Annotated in this window: 22 protein-coding genes and 1 pseudogene; 11 read left to right on the top strand and 12 right to left on the bottom strand. The window is 41.7% G+C overall.

All coding sequences use genetic code 11. The features are described 5' to 3' along the window. Positions 1-2: 2 nt before the first annotated feature. The gene (gene fba, locus FFM84_RS07515; RefSeq protein WP_130844232.1) at positions 3-866 is read right to left on the bottom strand and encodes a class II fructose-1,6-bisphosphate aldolase; all 864 of its coding nucleotides are present in this window, start codon (positions 864-866) and stop codon (positions 3-5) included. 430 nt (positions 867-1,296) lie between these two features. On the opposite strand from fba, the gene FFM84_RS07510 reads away from it, so the two are divergent. After that, positions 1,297-2,667, top strand: a complete 1,371-nt coding sequence (locus FFM84_RS07510) for an aldehyde dehydrogenase family protein (protein WP_130844233.1) — start codon at positions 1,297-1,299, stop codon at positions 2,665-2,667. A 93-nt stretch (positions 2,668-2,760) separates the two neighbouring features. On the opposite strand, the gene FFM84_RS07505 is transcribed toward FFM84_RS07510, so the two are convergent. The 5 genes from FFM84_RS07505 to FFM84_RS07485 form a co-directional block, all read right to left on the bottom strand. Beyond that, positions 2,761-3,765 (bottom strand): hypothetical protein, encoded by a 1,005-nt coding sequence (locus tag FFM84_RS07505; RefSeq protein WP_130844234.1) that lies wholly within the window; start codon positions 3,763-3,765, stop codon positions 2,761-2,763. A gap of 12 nt (positions 3,766-3,777) precedes the next feature. Next, on the bottom strand, positions 3,778-4,671 hold the full coding sequence (locus tag FFM84_RS07500) for an ATP-binding cassette domain-containing protein (RefSeq protein WP_130844235.1): 894 nt from the start codon (positions 4,669-4,671) through the stop codon (positions 3,778-3,780). Between the two features lie 2 nt (positions 4,672-4,673). After that, positions 4,674-5,030 carry a GntR family transcriptional regulator gene (locus FFM84_RS07495; protein WP_130844236.1) on the bottom strand — a complete coding sequence of 119 codons (357 nt, stop codon included), beginning with the start codon at positions 5,028-5,030 and terminating at the stop codon, positions 4,674-4,676. A gap of 278 nt (positions 5,031-5,308) precedes the next feature. After that, entirely contained in the window at positions 5,309-5,494 is a 186-nt protein-coding gene (locus tag FFM84_RS07490; RefSeq protein ID WP_130844237.1) for a hypothetical protein, read from the bottom strand. Positions 5,495-5,617: 123 nt separating this feature from the next. Then, the gene (locus FFM84_RS07485) at positions 5,618-6,145 is read right to left on the bottom strand and encodes a GNAT family N-acetyltransferase (RefSeq protein WP_130844238.1); all 528 of its coding nucleotides are present in this window, start codon (positions 6,143-6,145) and stop codon (positions 5,618-5,620) included. A gap of 583 nt (positions 6,146-6,728) precedes the next feature. Between FFM84_RS07485 and FFM84_RS07480 the strand changes: the two genes are divergently transcribed. The 7 genes from FFM84_RS07480 to FFM84_RS07450 all read left to right on the top strand — a co-directional run bounded on the left by FFM84_RS07480 (position 6,729) and on the right by FFM84_RS07450 (position 12,997). Further along, complete coding sequence (locus tag FFM84_RS07480) at positions 6,729-7,196, top strand: ASCH domain-containing protein (RefSeq protein WP_130844239.1); 468 nt, start codon at positions 6,729-6,731, stop codon at positions 7,194-7,196. 216 nt (positions 7,197-7,412) lie between these two features. Further along, the gene (locus FFM84_RS07475; protein WP_130844240.1) at positions 7,413-7,955 is read left to right on the top strand and encodes a helix-turn-helix domain-containing protein; all 543 of its coding nucleotides are present in this window, start codon (positions 7,413-7,415) and stop codon (positions 7,953-7,955) included. A 26-nt stretch (positions 7,956-7,981) separates the two neighbouring features. Continuing rightward, entirely contained in the window at positions 7,982-9,079 is a 1,098-nt protein-coding gene (locus tag FFM84_RS07470) for an ABC transporter ATP-binding protein (protein WP_130844241.1), read from the top strand. An 11-nt stretch (positions 9,080-9,090) separates the two neighbouring features. Continuing rightward, positions 9,091-9,918, top strand: coding sequence for an ABC transporter permease (locus FFM84_RS07465; RefSeq protein WP_130844242.1), 828 nt, complete (start codon positions 9,091-9,093; stop codon positions 9,916-9,918). Continuing rightward, positions 9,915-10,721: an ABC transporter permease gene (locus FFM84_RS07460; RefSeq protein WP_130844243.1), complete on the top strand. Its 807-nt coding sequence runs from the start codon at positions 9,915-9,917 to the stop codon at positions 10,719-10,721. Before FFM84_RS07465 ends, FFM84_RS07460 begins: the two co-directional genes overlap by 4 nt. Next, on the top strand, positions 10,721-11,791 hold the full coding sequence (locus tag FFM84_RS07455; protein ID WP_130844244.1) for an ABC transporter substrate-binding protein: 1,071 nt from the start codon (positions 10,721-10,723) through the stop codon (positions 11,789-11,791). Before FFM84_RS07460 ends, FFM84_RS07455 begins: the two co-directional genes overlap by 1 nt. A gap of 429 nt (positions 11,792-12,220) precedes the next feature. Further along, a complete protein-coding gene (locus FFM84_RS07450; RefSeq protein ID WP_130844245.1) occupies positions 12,221-12,997 on the top strand; it encodes a CPBP family intramembrane glutamic endopeptidase in 777 nt (258 codons plus the stop codon). Positions 12,998-13,037: 40 nt separating this feature from the next. Here FFM84_RS07450 and FFM84_RS07445 read toward each other — a convergent pair whose 3' ends face one another. Continuing rightward, entirely contained in the window at positions 13,038-13,295 is a 258-nt protein-coding gene (locus FFM84_RS07445) for a hypothetical protein (RefSeq protein WP_130844246.1), read from the bottom strand. Positions 13,296-13,364: 69 nt separating this feature from the next. Continuing rightward, entirely contained in the window at positions 13,365-13,799 is a 435-nt protein-coding gene (locus tag FFM84_RS07440; protein WP_130844247.1) for a MarR family winged helix-turn-helix transcriptional regulator, read from the bottom strand. A 74-nt stretch (positions 13,800-13,873) separates the two neighbouring features. Between FFM84_RS07440 and FFM84_RS07435 the strand changes: the two genes are divergently transcribed. Continuing rightward, positions 13,874-14,314: a GNAT family N-acetyltransferase gene (locus FFM84_RS07435; protein ID WP_130844248.1), complete on the top strand. Its 441-nt coding sequence runs from the start codon at positions 13,874-13,876 to the stop codon at positions 14,312-14,314. Positions 14,315-14,581: 267 nt separating this feature from the next. Here the strand turns inward: FFM84_RS07435 and FFM84_RS07430 are convergent, their stop codons facing one another. Then, the gene (locus FFM84_RS07430) at positions 14,582-15,217 is read right to left on the bottom strand and encodes a hypothetical protein (RefSeq protein WP_137643809.1); all 636 of its coding nucleotides are present in this window, start codon (positions 15,215-15,217) and stop codon (positions 14,582-14,584) included. Between the two features lie 263 nt (positions 15,218-15,480). On the opposite strand from FFM84_RS07430, the gene FFM84_RS07425 reads away from it, so the two are divergent. Then, on the top strand, positions 15,481-15,588 hold the full coding sequence (locus FFM84_RS07425) for a helix-turn-helix domain-containing protein (RefSeq protein ID WP_130844737.1): 108 nt from the start codon (positions 15,481-15,483) through the stop codon (positions 15,586-15,588). A 396-nt stretch (positions 15,589-15,984) separates the two neighbouring features. Here FFM84_RS07425 and FFM84_RS07415 read toward each other — a convergent pair whose 3' ends face one another. Beyond that, the gene (locus tag FFM84_RS07415; RefSeq protein ID WP_130844250.1) at positions 15,985-16,311 is read right to left on the bottom strand and encodes a DUF5626 family protein; all 327 of its coding nucleotides are present in this window, start codon (positions 16,309-16,311) and stop codon (positions 15,985-15,987) included. Positions 16,312-16,517: 206 nt separating this feature from the next. Between FFM84_RS07415 and FFM84_RS07410 the strand changes: the two genes are divergently transcribed. Beyond that, on the top strand, positions 16,518-16,940 hold the full coding sequence (locus FFM84_RS07410; protein ID WP_130844251.1) for a hypothetical protein: 423 nt from the start codon (positions 16,518-16,520) through the stop codon (positions 16,938-16,940). Positions 16,941-17,380: 440 nt separating this feature from the next. On the opposite strand, the pseudogene FFM84_RS07405 reads toward FFM84_RS07410, so the two are convergent. Together FFM84_RS07405 and FFM84_RS07400 are read right to left on the bottom strand one after the other, a co-directional pair. Next, a pseudogene (locus tag FFM84_RS07405) lies at positions 17,381-17,655 on the bottom strand (helix-turn-helix domain-containing protein). A gap of 139 nt (positions 17,656-17,794) precedes the next feature. Beyond that, the gene (locus FFM84_RS07400) at positions 17,795-19,000 is read right to left on the bottom strand and encodes an acetate/propionate family kinase (protein WP_130844252.1); all 1,206 of its coding nucleotides are present in this window, start codon (positions 18,998-19,000) and stop codon (positions 17,795-17,797) included. Between the last annotated feature and the right edge of the window lie 79 nt (positions 19,001-19,079).

Genomic DNA, 19,079 nt, shown 5'->3' with positions numbered 1-19,079 from the left:
AATTATTTAGCTTCTGGAGTCATGAACCAGCCAATACGTGATGAAACAACATCAACGATAGCTTTCTTACCAGGTGCTAATAATTTACGAGGGTCGTAGCCCTTACCGATTTGGTCTGCGCCAGATTCGATGTAAGCACGAGTAGCATTAGCAAATGCAACTTGGTTTTCAGTGTTAACGTTAACCTTGCTGATACCCATCTTAACGGCCTTAACGATTTGGTCCTTAGGAATACCAGAACCACCGTGTAATACCATTGGCATCTTAACAGCATCTGAGATTTCTTGTAAACGTTCGAAATGTAAGCCAGTCCAGTTTTCTGGGTACTTACCATGAATGTTACCAATCCCAGCAGCCAAGATGTCGATACCAGTGTCAGCTAATTGTTTAGCTTCTTCAACAGATGCTAATTCACCTTCACCGATGATACCGTCTTCTTCACCACCGATTGAACCAACTTCGGCTTCAACAGAGATGCCCTTAGCATGTGCTAATTTGACGATTTCCTTAGTCTTTTCTAAGTTTTCGGCAAATGGCAAGTCATGACCATCGAACATAACTGATGAGTAACCAGCTTCGATACATTCTTTAGCTGCTTCGTAGTTACCATGGTCTAAGTGCATAACAACAGGAACAGTGATGTTCATGCTTTCCATAGTATCAGCAACTAAATGCTTAACTAATTTGTAGCCGCCCATGTATTTAGCAGCACCCATTGAAACTTGGATAATAACAGGGGTGTTAGTATCTTGGGCACCCTTTAAGATGCAACGAGTCCATTCAAGGTTGTTAGTGTTGAACGCACCAATAGCGTAATGGTTCTTGTATGCGTCTTGTGTCATATCAACAGCATTTACAAATGACATAAAAATAACCCTCCTAGGTTAATTAAGAGATACGATTTTTGAATCACATTCATTTTAGCACACTTTGCCTAGGAGTGATAACCGTTTTGCGATATTTATTATGCTGTCAAAACCAAGATTTGGCTGGTTTGACTTGGAATTTAAACATGTAATCGGTTTCTTTCGTATAATTTAATTTATGCCGCTGACTTTTAAGGTTAAGTCCAATTAGTTTGTAAAGATTGTGAATTTAGTAACAGTTTATTGGTTTAATCACGTTGTAAACGCTTACTTTATTTTCAAAATAAAATGCCTATATATCAGTCTATTAGTCCCGCTTTATTTTTTATTTTGTGATTTAAAATTGCCTATTTACATTTGTGAAGAAGTGATTATAATAAGTCTTGTGAAATAAACAACAAGTTTTGTTTGGCTTAGGAGGAATTGTGCGATGTTGAAAGAAATTGATGAAAAAACCGATGTTCAACAGTCAACCGATCGCTTAGTCTTCAATGCGTCATTAGCGGCGAACCGGCTAGAAGTTATGGACCAAGAACAGATTGATGCGGCCGTAACCGCACTTGCTCACGCGGCGCATGCAGCGCGTGGAATGTTAGCAGCTATGGCTGTTGAAGAAACCGGCCGTGGGAACTACCGTGATAAGGTCGCAAAAAATGACTTTGCTGCTAAAAACGTCTACGATTTTATTAAAGATGACAAAACTGTCGGAATCATTAATGACGATCCAGTCAGTGGCGTGATGAAAGTTGCCGAACCCGTTGGGATTATTGCCGGCGTAACGCCTGTAACCAACCCAACATCTACGGTGATTTTCAATGCAATGTTAGCCTTAAAGACCCGGAACCCTATCATCTTTGGTTTTCATCCTTTTGCCCAAAAGACTTGTGTTGAAACTGGTCGAATTATTCGTGATGCCGCCATTGCAGCCGGCGCACCTAAAAACTGGATGCAATGGATTAAGCAACCTAGTTTAGCGGCCACCGAAGCTTTGATGAATCACAAAGGCGTTGCCACCATTATCGCGACTGGTGGTTCAGCCATGGTCAAATCGGCCTACTCAACTGGGAAACCAGCGTTAGGAGTGGGTCCTGGTAATGTGCCTTGTTTCATCGAAAAGACTGCTGACGTTAAGCAAGCAGTTGACGACGTCATTACCTCTAAGTCGTTCGATAACGGCATGATTTGCGCGTCTGAATCTAACTTAATCGTTGACGATAGCATCTACGATCAAGTTAAAACCGAATTAAGTGCCAATGGCGTTTACTTCACTAAGCCTGAACAAGTTTCAGCTTTAGAAAAAACCGTCATGAACCTCAAGAAACAGGCCGTTGATCCAAAAGTTGCTGGACAAACGCCTTGGCAAATCGCGCAGTGGGCCGGATTCGATATTCCAGTCGACACGAAAGTCTTAGCGGTTGAATTAGACGGCATCGGTGGTGACCAACCACTTTCACGTGAAAAGTTATCACCCGTACTCGCCGTTATTCATGCAAAGAATACACAAGTTGGCTTTAATTTGATGAAGCGGAGCCTCGCTTTGGGTGGTTTAGGCCATACCGCAGTGCTCCACACCACTGATGAAGCTGTCATGACTCAATTTGCACTCGAAATGACCGCTTGTCGGGCTTTAATCAACGTACCTTCCTCACAAGGTGCCATCGGTTTCAAATATGACAATGTTGCGCCATCCTTGACTTTGGGCTGTGGCACTTGGGGCCATAACTCAATTTCGCACAACTTGGAAGATTGGGACCTCTTGAATATCAAGACCGTTGCCAAACGCTTAAGCAAAATTCGTTAATACCCTTTTTTCAAAGATAAATTAGAATTGCCGCCAAAAACAGGCGCCGCTACTGAGCAAGTTAAGCTTGCTAGTAACGGCGCCTTTTAGGTGCTACGCAATTTTTTTGAATTTAAATGCCGTTCGAACTTGGTCTGGTCGATACAAGATTAAGCGACCAATACTCCAAGTTAAGTAGGCCACGACCACTGCTAACAGCACGTTTTGATAGAGTGGTAAATCTGCAACATAGTGATTGGTGACCATTTGAATAATTAAATGACCAAAGCTTGAGAAACTAACTGCCACCGTCAAATATACGATAACTAACCAAAGTAACGTTTGTCGGAATTGCGGCAACAAGAAATATTCGCCAGTTTCTTCCAAAGACAGATGTTCAAAAGCCCAACGATCTAAATAATATAGCGCAACAATAACGGCTAAACTACCGAGTACTAGAATGCTAAAACCCGACCAGGTCGACTGATCAAAGTAATAAATCCAATGAACTCGCCACAATTGAATGCCCGTCAAATCCATTAAAATCGTGCTAAACCCATTAATTGCAAAGAGCCAACTTGCCATAAAGATAACCGTTGTGAGCGCACTGGCAAAAATTTGGCCCAGCCACAACCCACAAGTCATCGCCACCATCAAAACCGCCAATAAGAACATCAACTGACTCACACAATAGCGTAAATCGTTGGCCCAGTTCAAATTATAAGTCATCGTCGACCGTTTAATTAACCCCAATACGCCTAAAAAAAGGCCATGCATCAAGACATAACTACCGGCCACAGTGGTCAATAACAGTTGTAGCTTTTGCCGATAAATCCGACGCCGGGTCACTGGCAGCGCGAATAGATAATGGTTAAAATCCGTATGATGATCCCAAGCAAATATCGCCCAGCCTAAGACAGTCACGACTACAAAAGTCATGAACATTAATAAACTGTCTGCATTGCCTGTAATATAACCGTGCTTTGTAAATAAATTACCAACGGTCCCAACTAAATCAGTTGCGGCCTTAATACCGACTAGCCCCATCACCACTAAAGCCGTTCCCAATAAGACTCGATAACGGCGCCATAATAACCGCCATAAAGTTGTGTTTGTCATTGCCCCGTCCTCCTAAGATAGTAACTCATAGTCATGTTCATCCGTTAAATTCGCCACAAATAGATCAGTTAACGACAACGGTAGTGCTTCTTGAAAGACCGGTTTAGTTGCCGTCAGTTGATCAGCCAAAGCTGGCGTAAAGTTTTCAAAAACGACGACAATGACTCGACCAGACACGCTAATAATATGTCCTTGTTCACGTAATACGGCCGGAATAGTCTTATCGCGATAAACCACCTGCATTTTACGTGCTTGAGCCCGCATCGTTTCTAATTGATAATCATGTTTAATTCGACCATCTTTTAGCATCAATACCCGATCAATGATGCCCTCTAATTCACTCAAGTTGTGTGACGCAATTAGAATCGCATGATCCCCGTTAGCCACTTCATCGATTAAAATATTAAGGACATTTTTCCGAATAATCACATCGAGACCATCTAACGGCTCATCTAAAAAGAGATAAGTCGCCTTCGTTGAGACACTTAGAATAATCGTAAATAGGCCAAACATGCCTTTTGAAAAATGGCGTAACTTCTGGTCAACCGGTAGTTGATAGCGTGTCATTAATTGATCAAACTTCGCTTGGTCAAATTCCGGATAAGTCGCGCGATAATACCAAGCAATTTGTTTAGCAGTGACGCCTTTAAAGAAATTCGCTTGCGGATCAACAAAGCTTAACCGTTGCCGTAATTCAGGTTGCGCGGATACCGCTTGATCATCCACTAGCACTTGACCAGTATCCGGTAAATACTGACCATTAATCGTTCGAAATAAGGTGGTTTTTCCAACCCCATTTCGACCGATAATCCCGACAATCTGGCCGGGTTCAACTGTAAAATCAAGATCAATCAAGGTCGCATGGTGATCGATTTGTTTATTCAAATTTGTGATCTTTAAGCTCATGACTACTGTTCCTCCATTTGTGTCAGCCAAGTTTGTAGGAGACTAATTGAAATCCCAACTTGTGCTGCTTGTTGCACTAACTGGACTAACTGTTGCTGAATCTCGGATTGCGCTGTTTTAGTGGTTGCTGCTGTGACATAGCTGCCTTTTCCCGGGACAGTTTGAATCACTTGTAGCTGCTCCAGTTGCTTATAGGCTTTACTCACCGTATTGGGATTTAGTAGATGTTGCTTGGCTAACTCTCTAACTGATGGCAATTGTTCGCCCGGTTGCCAAAGGCCGTGGGCGATGTCTTGTTGAATCCCTGTTACTAGTTGAGCATAATATGGTTGCCCACTTTGCCGATCAATTACAACCATTTCGTCATCTCCAAACTGTACTACACTGTATTACGGTGTATTATATCAGGGTAGGACAGTTTCGGCAATATCAGCTGCTAAATTTGCCACAGAAGCCAGTCAGTGATTCTGCCAGCTGTGAGGACCGGTGCCATCACTGACTGGCTTCGGTTATCATGCGGATGTTAATTAATCAGTAATCACTAGCATAACCTCAGCTAGCAAGTTGAGCTACTTTTAATTTGGCACAAAAAAAGCGCTTGAGGTTTTACCCTCAAACGCTTGATGTTTCTGAATATCTATTTACGACGCAATTCACGAGCCGCGTATTCCATCACGGCCATTAAAATGCCCAAACTAATTGGAAATGCAATTGCGCTTACCATTAAGTCGGCGGTGATGCCAAAGAAAGCAAAGATGCCAGCTAATAAAATAACCGCCACAATCAACATTCCGGTATCCACTTTCGCCCAGTGTTTAATCATCGGTACAACCCCGTTTCGATTTATTTATCGTAACGAGTGTAACACCTGGTAATCCTGGTTAAAGGGCGACCACTTAAGAATTCCATTAGAATTATTTTAATGTTTGTAACCGGTTCATTTCAATTAAACCAGTACACGAGTCATGGTCGTCACCGCTAAGCGACCACTTGGCGCTAACGGTAAAAATAACTGATCACCGTCTTCAAAGCCCAGCTTACGCCAAAACGCGGCCACACCAGCATCCGCAGTCACTCGGGTTAACTGCAAGCAATGAATATTGCTCTTTAGAGCTGCCTGCATTAGACCCATCATGACCACCGTTCCCACTGAACGTCGTTGATAATCGGCACCAACCATCAACAATCCAATAAACATGAAATCGGCTTTGGGATACCGGCTGAGCACATCCACCATCGCCACTAAGTGTCCTGCCAAATAAAACCCGAAGACTTGTTTTTGTTCGGCCGTTACCGTCTCAGGATGGGCCACTAGATCTGCTTGAATTTCTGCTAGGGTGATTTCACCCGCCCCCAATGACTGTCGATAGGCTGGATTGCTTTGTTCCAACGCCAGTAAGTCAGCCAGATCCGCCGCAGTTAAGACTTTAACTTTAAAATTAGGCAATTCAGCTTGTAAAGTCGATAATTTCATTTATTTTTCCTCAATTCTCTAAAAGTTGAAAGATATTTTAGGTCAACAATCACTGATATAACGGTCATGCTTGCCGCCTAACGTTCGCCCACATTGAGCCGGAACGCTGTGGACGGACTGGTCGAGCCAAAGGACGGTCTCGCCCATCGTTTTGAACCGCCAATACCGCGTTTCAAAAGCGCCAGTCTCTAAGCGATAAATCGCTAAGAGACTTCCACGGCTTGGCTCAATATGGGCTCACTTTCGGCTATAACTATAGTGTAAAAAAGCTTTACAGAACCAATATTAGCCGGTAATAGTGCTGGCTGGCAATCGTGACTAATTTAGCGTTGTCTAAATCGCTGTTAGTCTTACATTCATTGTGATCATTAACTTTCAACCTTCAGTCAATTCTATCGTAACAACGTACACTCATTATACCTCGCTTGATTGGTTAGTTTCCTTTCAAAGTAGCCAAACTTCATCAGTAACTGAAAAAATGGTCAACGACATGTCGCTTTTGCCACCGACATGCTATACTTAAGTTGTGAATTCGTTTACAAGTGAATGAATTCAGTAATCTTAAAGAAATTAGGTGACGACCATGCCAGCACAATCTGCCGAACAATTATGGAAAGCTTATAATGAAACAACCGATACCAACGGAGCCTCATATCAAACTCGTTGGTTCGGTGACCAAGGTCAACCGGAACAAGTTCAAGCGTTAACCGACGCGATTTTGGCTGGTCATAAAACGGCCACAACCACCCCACTGGATAGTTATACGGCCGAACAAGTCGCCATTCCCCAAGTGGGCGATTATAACGTCTTATTAAATGGTGACATGAAACCAGTCGCGGTTTTAAAGACTGTTGTCTCTGAATTAATTCCGTTTTACCGGATTTCAGCGGAACATGCTTATCACGAAGGTGATGGCGACCGCTCAATCAGTAACTGGCGTGAACTTAAAACCGAAGAATTCACCCCAACTTTGGAAGAACACGGTCATCAATTAGGCCCTGACACCCCAATGGTCAGCGAAGTTTTTGAAGTGGTTTACCGTGCCGATTAAGCTCATTGTCACAACTGCCTGAGACCTAGTCTTGGGCTTTTTTTATTAGCGAGAATGGGACATTCCTAAGCGATGCGGAGGAGTAGGCTTTTATCCTAGGTTTCAGCTATAAATATTCAGAAACACTTGCCAGTCGTGTCATTTTCATTATAATAATAAATCGAGCTAAACTTTTAGTTTACTCACACAAAACACACATTAAAGAAGGTGAAAGTCATGGATATTGGTCAACGTCTCCGCAATCTACGGATGCAAAAGCAATTGACCCAAGAGGAACTCGGTGAACGCACCGACCTTTCCAAGGGGTATATCTCGCAATTAGAACATAATCAATCATCGCCTTCAATGGAAACTTTTTTCCATATTTTGGCGGTACTCGGTGAAACGCCGGCTGCTTTTTTTAAGCCAGAAACCCCGACACATCAGATTGTTTATCATCCGACAGAACAAATGACCTATGACGATGAAAACCTGGGCTATCAGTTAAAATGGTTAGTACCCGCTTCCAACGAAAATGCTTTGGAACCGGTCACCATCACCTTAGCACCACACGGGTGTTTCAAATCTTTTGAGCCCTCGCCGGCTGAGACCTTTATGATGGTTCAAGCTGGCACCTTAATTTTACATCTCGGGTCGCAACAATATACGGCAACCGCGGGCGATACGGTGTATTTCCACGCTACCAAACGGCATCAAATTCACAATGCCGGGACCGGTCCATGTACATTTACCTTAGTCACGACCGAGTCCTACTTATAACTAGCTGTTAAAAGGAGGGGTTTCAATTGGCGGTCAATGCACAACCAATTATTCGTTTAACCAACGTTTGTAAAAGTTATGGGGATCATCAAATCCTCAAAAATATTAATCTCGAACTCGAAGCCGGTAAATTTTATACGTTACTCGGGCCATCGGGTTGTGGTAAAACCACGATTCTGCGAACCATTGCAGGTTTTACCGATGCAACTTCAGGCCAAGTCGAATTTGATGGCCAAGTTATCAATACGTTGCCTGCTAACCAACGACAACTCAATACAGTCTTTCAAGACTACGCTCTCTTTCCCCATCTAACCGTGGCTGAAAATGTGGCGTTTGGCCTGAAATTGCAAAAAGTTGCTAAAACTGAAATCAACCAACGCGTCCAAGAAGCCTTGGCTTTAGTCCAACTAGCCGATTTCGGTGATCGTGAAATCAGCGAGATTTCTGGTGGGCAACAACAACGGGTCGCGATTGCTCGCGCCTTAGTCATGCGGCCAAAAGTCTTATTACTTGATGAACCATTATCGGCGCTAGATGCTAAACTACGTAAAGACATGCAATATGAATTGCGGGACTTGCAACAGCGCCTCGGGATCACCTTCCTCTTTGTCACCCATGACCAAGAAGAAGCCTTAGCCATGAGTGATGAAATCTTTGTCATGAATAGTGGCGAGATTTTGCAAGGTGGCACACCGGTTGATATTTACGATGAACCGATCAATCATTTCGTGGCTAACTTTATCGGCGAAAGTAATATTATCCCCGGCCAAATGAAACAAGATTACGAAGTTGAATTCGTTGGCAAGCGGTTTGAATGTGCCGATGCCGGTATGCGACCAAATGAAGACGTTGAAGTTGTTTTACGTCCAGAAGACTTAGATATCGTTGCAGCCGATCAAGGTAAATTAGTCGTCACTGTTGATTCCCAGCTTTTCCGCGGCAATTACTTTGAAATCGTGGCTTTTGACGCGGATCAGAATGAATGGCTAGTTCACTCGACTAATCCGGCCGATGAAGGGACGCCAATCGGTTTAACCTTTGACCCCCAAGATATTCACGTCATGCGTCTCCATGAATCCGAAGCGGCCTTTGATGCCCGCCTCGAACAATACGAAGACGATTAGGGGGCAAGCAGATGCAACAAAAACAACGATTAACTCGCAGTACGGCCTACTTTATCCCGTATACCTTATGGATCGTGCTTTTCGTCATTGCACCGGTCTTATTGTTGATCTATCAATCATTCTTTAACATTGATGGCCAATTTACCTTTGCCAATTATCAAACTTATTTTGCTTCCAGCACTTATTTAATGATGACCGTTAACTCAGTCTGGTATGCCTTTTTGATTACATTAGCAACATTACTGATCAGCTATCCAACGGCCTATTTGTTAAATGAAACCAAGCATCCACAGCTCTGGCTGTTACTGATCATTATGCCAACTTGGATCAACCTATTACTGAAAGCCTACGCGTTCATTGGCATTTTCAGTCAAGCTGGGATCGCCAATCAATTTTTGAGCTTTATTGGTATCGGCCCTAAGCAACTGCTCTTTACGAATTTCAGCTTCATCTTTGTGGCGGCTTATATTCAGATTCCATTCATGGTATTGCCGATCTATAACTCGATTAGCGAACTCAAGCCATCCTATGTCAATGCGAGTCGGGACTTAGGCGCTACTAACTGGCAAACTTTCAGTCGTGTGATTTTTCCACTGACCTTGCCAGGCGTCAAAGCTGGGATTCAAGCTGTCTTTATTCCATCGTTGTCACTCTTCATGTTGACACGACTGATTGGTGGTAACAAGGTGATCACCTTAGGGACGGCGATTGAAGAACACTTCTTAACCACCATGAATTGGGGAATGGGGTCAACCATTGGCGTGGTTCTCATCATCGCCATGGTCATTATCATGTGGCTCACTAGTGGTCGCCAGCCACGAAAGGGGTTGACGAAATGAAAACCCGTTTTAAATGGCGCAACCTTTACCTTTGGTTAGTCTTTATTGTGCTTTACGCGCCGATTCTGTTTTTAATTGTCTACTCTTTCAGTCAAGGCACAACCATGACCAATTATCACGGTTTCACGTGGGCTCATTATCAAGCCTTGTTTGCCGATAGCCGGCTGATTGCTATCTTCTTAGATACCTTGTTAATCGCCCTACTGTCTTCAATCATCGCCACTGCGGTGGGAACCTTGGGCGCATTAGGCATTAACAATACGACTCGTCCCGTTACCAAGAATACCTTGCTAGCCTTGAACAATATTTTGATGGTGTCCCCTGATGTTATTATCGGGGCCAGTTTCTTAATCTTCTTCACGGCCTTAAAGATTCCACTTGGTTTCGGCTCAGTCTTACTCAGTCATATCGCCTTTTCGATTCCGATTGTGGTCTTAATGGTCTTACCGAAAATTCAAGAAATGGGCACGAGTTTGCTCGATGCCGCGGCGGATTTAGGGGCTAACAACTGGCAACTATTGAGCCAAGTCATCGTGCCTTACATCATGCCTGGCATCTTTTCAGGATTTTTCATGGCTTTAACCTACTCGCTGGATGATTTTGCGGTCACTTTCTTCGTTACCGGGAATGGCTTTACCACCTTATCAGTTGAAATCTATTCACGGGCTCGGCAAGGCATCAACCTCGAAATTAACGCTTTATCAGGTTTAATGTTCTTAATGGCCCTAGTGTTAGTCATCGGTTACTACTTCATTAATCAATACAGCAGTCGCCATCGCAAAACGGTTAGGGGGCGGCATTGATGAAAAAATTAATCAGTGCCATTATTGGCCTATTGTTGGTTTGTGGCTTGTTAGCCTTGGGCGCACAACACTTACAAACGAGTGCCGGTAGTACCGGTAAAAAAGTGTTAAACCTATACACCTGGGGCGATTACATCGATCCAAGTCTGCTGACCAAGTTTCAAAAACAAACCGGCTATCACGTCAACGTTGAAACATTTGATAGCAACGAAGCAATGTTCACCAAGATCAAACAAGGCGGGACCAGCTATGATTTAACGGTGCCCAGCGATTACATGATCGAAAAGATGAAAGCTGCCAAGTTACTATTACCACTCGACAAAAAGCGCCTAACCGGGATGCAAAATTATGATCCGCGCTTTATGAATCTAGCCTTTGATAAACATAATCGCTATTCCGTGCCTTATTTTTGGGGTACGTTAGGGATTGTTTACAATGACAAGTACGTCAAACCTGGTAGCATCAAGCATTGGAATGACTTGTGGACTAAAAAGTACCGCAATAATATCATGCTCATTGATAGTGCCCGTGACGTCATGGGGATGGCGTTGGCCTCGATGAATCAGTCGATGAACACGACCGATCCGGCCACATTACTCGCGGCACGCAATAAGCTCAACCGCTTAGCACCCAACGTCAAAGCTGTTGTCGCTGATGAAATCAAGATGTATATGATTCAAAATGAAGCGGCCGTCGCTGTCGATTGGTCGGGTGAAGCATCTGAAATGTTGGCCGGTAATTCGCATCTCCACTATGTCGTCCCATCCGAAGGGAGTAACTTGTGGTTTGACAATTTGGTTATCCCCAAGACGGCTAAGCATTTCAAAGCCATTTATGCGTTCTTAAACTTCATGAGCGAACCGAAAAACGCGGCCCAAAATGCCGAATACATCGGCTATGCGACACCGAACTTGAAAGCTAAAGCCTTATTACCAAAGGCTGTGCGTAACGATCGGCAATTCTATCCGGATAACAACACGATTCGTCATTTACAGATTTACCAAGACCTATCACCGGCTAAAGTTGGCCTTTATAATGATCGTTATCTTGAATTTAAAATGCATCATTAACACTTAACCACTTAGAGGCTGTGACTTTTGTCGCGGCCTCTTTTGTCTCGAAATATCGCTAGCTAAAGGTTAAAAATAGATCTGCTTGCCACCTAACGTTCGCCCACATTGAGCCGGAACGCTGTGGGCGGACTGGTTCAGCCAAAAAGCGGTCTGAACCATCGTTTTGAACCACCAAACCCGTGTTTCAAAAACGCCAGGCTCTAAGCGATAAATCGCTAAGAGCTCCCACGGCTGGGCTCAATGTGGACTCACTCTCGGTTATACTGGTTACTAATTAATATCCACAAGATTAACCAGAAACAGCCGTGCAAACATCGTTAGTCCGGATGATCTTTGGTTCAATTACTCACCTAACCAAAGTTAGTCATCCAATTTTGATTAGATGCGTGCTACACTAGATCTACCAAACTAAGGAGCAAAAAATCTATGAAAACTTTCAAACGCGGTTGGGGTTCAGCGTTACTGTTATTCATTCTGGTCCCCGTTATGATGTTTGCGGCGGCTTGGATTGTTAAGCTAACCGGCATGTCCAGCCGACTTTCTGGCCCACTACAAGACACGCTCGTTTTATTAGGCGCTTGGACTTATAATCACTACGTTGCTAAGGTCCCGGTTCATTGGGGAAACTTTAAAAATTTTGATCAGCAGTTTCATTTGGCCATCCCAGCGATGATTTTAGTCGCCTTTCTAGCGGTCGCTAAACTCGTTCAGCTATTTCAGACGCCCTTTCAACCGGTCATGGCTTTTTATCTCTGCTATGTCATCCTCATTGGGTTAACAGAAGAATTTGTCTTTCGTGGCTTAATAATTCCCCTCTTGGCACGATCACTACCCGGTAAACCACTCGCAACGGTCTTATTATCAAGTGTTTTATTTGGTGGTTTACACTTGATCAACACGACCCAGATTTCTTGGACTTATGTCTTACCGCAAATCTTATTTGCGATGGCTTTAGGAACTTTTTTCGCCAGTCTCTACGTGAGCACCAACAATCTCATGCTAACTATTGCCTTGCATGCCATTACCGACGTCTCACTGATCACTCAACTAGTTAACCATGCCGCTGACTTTAGTAATTTCACGATGTCACCGGCTATTTCTTTAGCTGTCGCTGGTATCTATCTCGTCATCTTCATCATTGCGATTGTCGTGGCTAAACGCCAAGTTAAAGGTATCACCATTCAAACCGAATTAAACGACTAACTTAAAACGTGGGGCCTCAAAAATTGAGACCCCACGTTTTTTATAGTGCTGACAAAATAAAGAACTTAATCACACCAATCACAACTAACGCGATTGACCCAATTAAGCTGACTCTGCTTACTCCACGAGCCGCCGTGTCTGGAAAAATTAAGAAGTGTCCATTCAAAATAATCAACGCACTGAAAGCCAAACCACCCATCAACCACTGATTAACGCTAACCACACTAAGCAGTAACCAGATGCCAACTAAACTGAGGAATCCACCTCTGAGCAGATTCATTGTCGTTGCTTTTGCCATGATCACCAACTCCTTTTATGATACTTAGTTTACGAGAAGTTGATAACCAACACCTAGCAAAAACGTTAGTTACTTAACTGGCGCTTCAATAGCATGCTGTACTTGTTCGGCCACTAAGGACAGATCTTCAAATAAAACTTGGCGTTGCCCTGGCGTTAAGTTTTCGGCCACTAGTTCAGCGCACCACTGTTCATACTCATGCAACTGAGGGTAAAGCGCCTGACCGGCTTCAGTTGGATACAAGCATCGAACTTTTTTGTTATCTGGTTGCGTCGTTTTTACAACATAGCCTTTTTTTATTAAATTCTGAACTGCGCGATAATTGGTGGTCCGATCCATCTTCATTTGATCGGCCAGTTGACCAAAAAACAGCCCTGGTTGTTCACAAATTCGGATTAAATAAATAAATTGATTATTGTTGAGACCGTATTGTGCAAAGCGTTGATTGCCTTCATTCATTATCATCCGCGAAATCGTCCCCATTAACCTTAAAGTTGGGATCATCTTAAAAGCCTCCATTTTATTGCATATGCAATCATTAAGTGATAAACTAATTGACATTGAAAGGACGTGGCAACATGTGGCAAAGCAAAACATTCACTGAATTAACCACTTCTGAATTATACGCCATTTATAACTTACGCGTCAAAACGTTCGTTGTTGAGCAACAACGTATTTATCAAGAAGTCGATGAAATTGATCTAACCGCGATACATATTTTTAAGATGCACAACGGTAAAATAATTGCATATGCACGAGTTTTTCAAGAAGACGATCATTTATCCTTTGGCCGGGTCGTCGTCGATGCCAGTCAGCGCGGGCAACATTTAGGGGCCGCCCTGATGACTCAGATCTTAGCAGTTGCCAAAGACCGCTTTCCCGTGGAACCGATTCAGATTGAAGCCCAAATTCAAGTTCAAGCGTTTTACGAGCGTTACAACTTCCATGCAGTCGGTAAACCGTTTATTTTCAACCAAACACCCCATCTGAAAATGATTTGCGTCGCTGAGCTGCCATAATAAAAACGTATCGTTAACTGGTAACCATTAACGATCCGTTTATTCATATAATTTGCATAAAATAAAAAGAGACAGCCGAAGCCATCTCTAAAAGTATGAAAACGATCTATAAGTCTAAATTGACAATAACACAACCAAATATCTATTAATTATCTTATTTTTCTTAAAATATAAAATAAATAAGCCCTAATAAAATGCCAAATATTATTAAAACGATTAAGGTTGCTAAAGTCCATTTAAAGAATTTTGTCATGCTTTCCTCCTAATCTAATTTGCCCAACCATGGTAGAAAGTACGCGTACCCTTATAATTTCCCTTCACAGAAGCATTGATGTGACCAGTCGTTATACCATACTTACCAATTCCAATAGTATATGACCATCTGCCCCAAGCATACGCTTGATTATTTGTAACATATCTCTTTTGTCCATCTTTATTCAAGCTTACCATTGGATTGTAATTTTTAACTACGTAAGCATCACTACTGGTAGTTTTAAGAACCTTTTTACCTTTTGTTTTATAGTTAACTTTGATACGAACAGTTGTGATGGCAGGCCAATATTTCCCAGGTTTTCTTGAATACGTGTATTGGGTACTTCTGGAAGTTGATGAACTAGCAGAACTTCTTAATAGGGACATTGTAGCGACAGTACTTAGTGTATCATTTGAATCACTCTCTGTATAATTCTGTTGTTTTGGATTTGACATAGAGTTGACGAATTTCTTCTGACTATCAGGGGACATCTTATTGAAGTTGTTTAATTCTGTCGCTGCACCAGAAACTGCGCTACTAATGTATTGAGATTGAACACCTGCCTTTTCCGCATCCTGAGTATCATAATTTTTCAAATAATCTTTATATGAAGCTACTGTTAAATTAGTGGAATTCGTGTCGGCATTCACATTAAATCCTGTCGAGGCAATGACAGATAACGTAATTGTAGCTAGAACAAGTGCTTTTGCTGTTTTTTTTCATCTTTTAAAAGCTCGATTCTTACCAATGCGCATTGATACCTTATATTTGTTAACAAATATTATTTTACATAATGTATACTGAATAATTGAAGGAACCAAGGGTTTACATGAGGAACTTACAAGTTGCACATGGCCTGATGAAGTGTGCCAATATGCGTGTAAACACTTAATTAAGCAAGGAGTGCGTTCATATCACTACGATAGCTAGTCAATTAAAAGAAGCCCGAACACAACAAGGATATTCTCAAAACGAAATTGCGACAATTTTACATATCTCACGACAGTCAATTTCTAAGTAGGAAAATGGAAGAGGGTACCCAGACATTGACAATTTAATATTGTTGAGTAATGTATATAAAATGTCCCTAGATAAACTTTTACGACAGAATCCTGATCTTCAATCACAATTTGAGTCTGATAACGAAACAAAAAAAATTTAAAACCAGTAGACACACAACCCTATCAGAACAAAGATGAAGGGCTATTATTAATTATACTAGTAATAATTTCGGCGATTATTCCACCAATAGGTCTATTTATGCCAGGTTATACGATTTGGAGAAATACAAAGTACAATAGTTTGTATAAGACAATTATTTTAGTGTCCATTTTAGTAATTATTTTAAGTATACTTAATTGTTACGTGATTATTAACGACAATTGGATTCAACCGTCACAAACAACCGTTTATAAAATCAACTAGCAGTGACATATAATTTATGGTTGCGTATCTTTGCAGAGAGATACGAATAATAGGTAATAACACCAACAGATCTGGTCATTTTTAAAGTTACTTTACTGCTAGAATCCCTAATTAATGATTGATGTTTTATCCTGCCGATTAGGGCGTGAGTCTTAATGTGAGATACCTTTTTTATAGTATTTCCAGAAGTTGTAACATGGTAGCTGGCATTCCATGATAAGGCTGATGTATGTGTAACGTTGAAAGTGGCACCATTCACAGAAGCTGGAAAAGCAAACAAAAGAACAAAAGTGACAATTGATAAGATAAATTTTTTCAAGACTATGACCTCCTGATTCGAGGTTATAGTCTTGATTTTTAATTCATAAGAACGGCAACGTTTACCTAGGGAAACGTTTAGTTTACATGGCCTTATTAATTAAACGTAAAGTCAAAGTACTATTAAAAATACTCTGAACGTAGCATTAGTAGACTATGATATACTTTTTCAATACAGCATATAAAACATTCAAAGAGGACCGGTAAATGAATACAAATGAGCATTTGTACAAAATGAGTGAAATAGCAATCGCAGCAGGCGTTGATAAAACTAAAGTATGGCGTTATATTCGTGACAAAAGCATTCAAGAACGTTCTAAAAGAGGCAACGTTTTACTATACGATGAGTACTCTAAAAGAGCTATTTTGAAAGGAATTAAAAAGAATAATATTCATAGAACAACTAACCGAAAGTACGAGCAAGAGTTAATCGATACTTTAAGAACACAAGTGGATGAGCTCAAAATAGAATTAAGGCAAAGGGAAAAGGAAATAGATAATTTTCAAATCTTACTGGATCAACAACAGCAACTTAATTTATCGACCAGTCGTCAAAATACAAAATCAAAAGATAACGAAAACATTTCTACACTTACAAAAAATAAAACATTCAATTGGTTTAGAAAATAATTAATAACACGCGTTGTACTATGGTCTGTATTCAAATCATAAAAGTCGCTTAATGGTCATTAAATCTGTTAAGATAAAAACAAAGGACTGGTGACAATGATAAGCCATCGCTATGAGTTAACTGCTGAACAACGGTTGCAAATTAAATCTTATTTTCCTAAAAAAGAACAAGGTGTTACTTCAATAAATTAAAACACTTTAGACATATAGCGACTCGCTTCGATAAACTAGCCGAGTCGTTTTTAGCATTGTCCATGTTGCGACCATTTTCCTGCACACAAAGTAATTTGAAGACACTCCCTAGCACAACGCGTGGTGAACCGTTGATTTTCAATCAAACGCCCTATCTGAAAATGATTCGTACCGCTAACTTGGTATAATAAAAGCTACTATTAGACTATCAATCACAAGTTTGATGTCTAGTAGTAGCTTTTAATTAGCTAATGCGTAGGACTAAATTGGATCGTTAACCGTTGATTAGTCGCCAGCGCGATTTCTTTGTTGAAGCATTCATCGAGCCATTCTCGATGCGTGCAATCGTTGATTGAGGTTTACCAACCAAATCAGCAAATTCACGTTGGCTCATTCCTAACTGGTCACGAAGTTCACACACTTTAACGGCAACTTCTAAGTTAACATGTTCCTGTTCTAAAAGTCCTGAAAAAGTCGGGCGTGTTGCACTTCTTTCAACCGCATACTCATCGATTTTGCTCACTTGTCCATCCTTCTTACTCAAATATAGGTGTTATTCTTTGATGGTAGCGAATTTGCTATCGCAGAACAAATTTTCTAGCCTAATAAAAACGGATCGTTAACTGACAAACCAGCTAACAATCCGTTTATTCATAGTCGCTTTAAATTGGGGACTTTTCAGTCAACCGTTCAACGTCACGCACAATCATTAATTCTTCGTTAGTTGGCACAACTAAAACATCGACCTTACCGCCATCTTGACTAATCAAACGTTCTTGACCATGAACGTTATTCTTTTCGTCATCAATGGTAATGCCAAAGTAGCCTAATTGTTTTGTAATCCGAGCACGCATCGCCACTGAATTCTCACCGACACCCGCCGTAAAGACGAGGGCATCTAAGCCACCCATTTCAGCGATGTAACTCCCAATATACTTCACAACACGGTTCGCAAAGATTTCAAGCGCCAATTCAGCTTGATGGTTATCTTCGGCCGCCGCTTTATCTAAGTCACGCATATCTGGTGATACGCCTGAGATCCCAAGTAACCCAGATTTGTTATTCAAAATATTGATAAAGTCTTGCACGTCTGAAATTCCCAAATGCCGCATTAAGAATGGGATCAAGGACGCATCAATATCTCCTGAACGCGTACTCATCGTAATTCCGGCTAATGGTGTAAAGCCCATTGACGTATCGATCGCTTGACCGTGATCAAACGCCGTAATGGAGGCCCCTGAACCTAAATGCAAGGTAATTAACTTCAAGTCTTTTAAGTCTTTGCCTAAAATTTCAGCGGTGCGATTGGCAACGTAACGATGACTCGTTCCGTGAGCGCCATATTTCCGGGCACCAAATTGTTTGTAATAATCGTAAGGGAGGCTGTATAAGTAATTAGCTTCCGGCATCGTCGCGTACAAAGATGTATCAAAGACCGCCACTTGAACCGCCTTTGGTAATAATTGTTGAAAGACTTCGATGTAGTAAGCCTGCGTCGGATTATGTAGCGGCGCGTATTCTGATAAGTCTTTGATTTGCTTCAACGTGGTTGGGGTAATGACCACAGAATCTTTAAAATCTTCCCCACCAGCCACGACCCGATGTCCAACGCCAGTAATTTCACTCAAATGAGCCAGAATACCATCACTCTTTAAACGGGTTAACACCATTGCAGCCGCTTCTTGAGCATCAATAGTATCCTTAGTTTCCGTGTACTTTTCACCGTCAGCTTTTTTTATCACAAATTTTGATTGTGGTAAGCCTAAACGATCCACCATTCCTGAGGCGATCACTGTTTCTTCGGGTAAACTGAATAATTTCCACTTCAACGTCGAGCTGCCGGCGTTAATTGCTAATACTTTTGCCATGTTCTTTCCCTCCAATTTCTCACGTGCATACTGTAAGTGTAACTAATATTGAATGCGCTTTCAAGGATTGGCTAAAAAA

This window comes from Lactiplantibacillus mudanjiangensis, assembly GCF_005405385.1.
GTDB classification, from domain to species: Bacteria; Bacillota; Bacilli; order Lactobacillales; family Lactobacillaceae; genus Lactiplantibacillus; species Lactiplantibacillus mudanjiangensis.
The sequence above is the reverse complement of the archived record's forward strand: the minus strand, read 5'-3'. Positions and strand labels throughout refer to the sequence as shown.

What these genes read in the sequence shown, in the direction of transcription:
- FFM84_RS07400 (WP_130844252.1), bottom strand. Translation starts at nt 19,000, where the DNA reads ATGGCAAAAGTATTAGCAATTAACGCCGGCAGCTCGACGTTGAAGTGG.
- FFM84_RS07490 (WP_130844237.1), bottom strand. Translation starts at nt 5,494, where the DNA reads ATGATTAAACACTGGGCGAAAGTGGATACCGGAATGTTGATTGTGGCG.
- FFM84_RS07450 (WP_130844245.1), top strand. Translation starts at nt 12,221, where the DNA reads ATGAAAACTTTCAAACGCGGTTGGGGTTCAGCGTTACTGTTATTCATT.
- FFM84_RS07460 (WP_130844243.1), top strand. Translation starts at nt 9,915, where the DNA reads ATGAAAACCCGTTTTAAATGGCGCAACCTTTACCTTTGGTTAGTCTTT.
- FFM84_RS07435 (WP_130844248.1), top strand. Translation starts at nt 13,874, where the DNA reads ATGTGGCAAAGCAAAACATTCACTGAATTAACCACTTCTGAATTATAC.
- FFM84_RS07505 (WP_130844234.1), bottom strand. Translation starts at nt 3,765, where the DNA reads ATGACAAACACAACTTTATGGCGGTTATTATGGCGCCGTTATCGAGTC.
- FFM84_RS07410 (WP_130844251.1), top strand. Translation starts at nt 16,518, where the DNA reads ATGAATACAAATGAGCATTTGTACAAAATGAGTGAAATAGCAATCGCA.
- FFM84_RS07455 (WP_130844244.1), top strand. Translation starts at nt 10,721, where the DNA reads ATGAAAAAATTAATCAGTGCCATTATTGGCCTATTGTTGGTTTGTGGC.
- FFM84_RS07480 (WP_130844239.1), top strand. Translation starts at nt 6,729, where the DNA reads ATGCCAGCACAATCTGCCGAACAATTATGGAAAGCTTATAATGAAACA.
- FFM84_RS07440 (WP_130844247.1), bottom strand. Translation starts at nt 13,799, where the DNA reads ATGATCCCAACTTTAAGGTTAATGGGGACGATTTCGCGGATGATAATG.
- FFM84_RS07510 (WP_130844233.1), top strand. Translation starts at nt 1,297, where the DNA reads ATGTTGAAAGAAATTGATGAAAAAACCGATGTTCAACAGTCAACCGAT.
- FFM84_RS07475 (WP_130844240.1), top strand. Translation starts at nt 7,413, where the DNA reads ATGGATATTGGTCAACGTCTCCGCAATCTACGGATGCAAAAGCAATTG.
- FFM84_RS07465 (WP_130844242.1), top strand. Translation starts at nt 9,091, where the DNA reads ATGCAACAAAAACAACGATTAACTCGCAGTACGGCCTACTTTATCCCG.
- FFM84_RS07500 (WP_130844235.1), bottom strand. Translation starts at nt 4,671, where the DNA reads ATGAGCTTAAAGATCACAAATTTGAATAAACAAATCGATCACCATGCG.
- FFM84_RS07485 (WP_130844238.1), bottom strand. Translation starts at nt 6,145, where the DNA reads ATGAAATTATCGACTTTACAAGCTGAATTGCCTAATTTTAAAGTTAAA.
- FFM84_RS07445 (WP_130844246.1), bottom strand. Translation starts at nt 13,295, where the DNA reads ATGGCAAAAGCAACGACAATGAATCTGCTCAGAGGTGGATTCCTCAGT.
- FFM84_RS07495 (WP_130844236.1), bottom strand. Translation starts at nt 5,030, where the DNA reads ATGGTTGTAATTGATCGGCAAAGTGGGCAACCATATTATGCTCAACTA.
- fba (WP_130844232.1), bottom strand. Translation starts at nt 866, where the DNA reads ATGTCATTTGTAAATGCTGTTGATATGACACAAGACGCATACAAGAAC.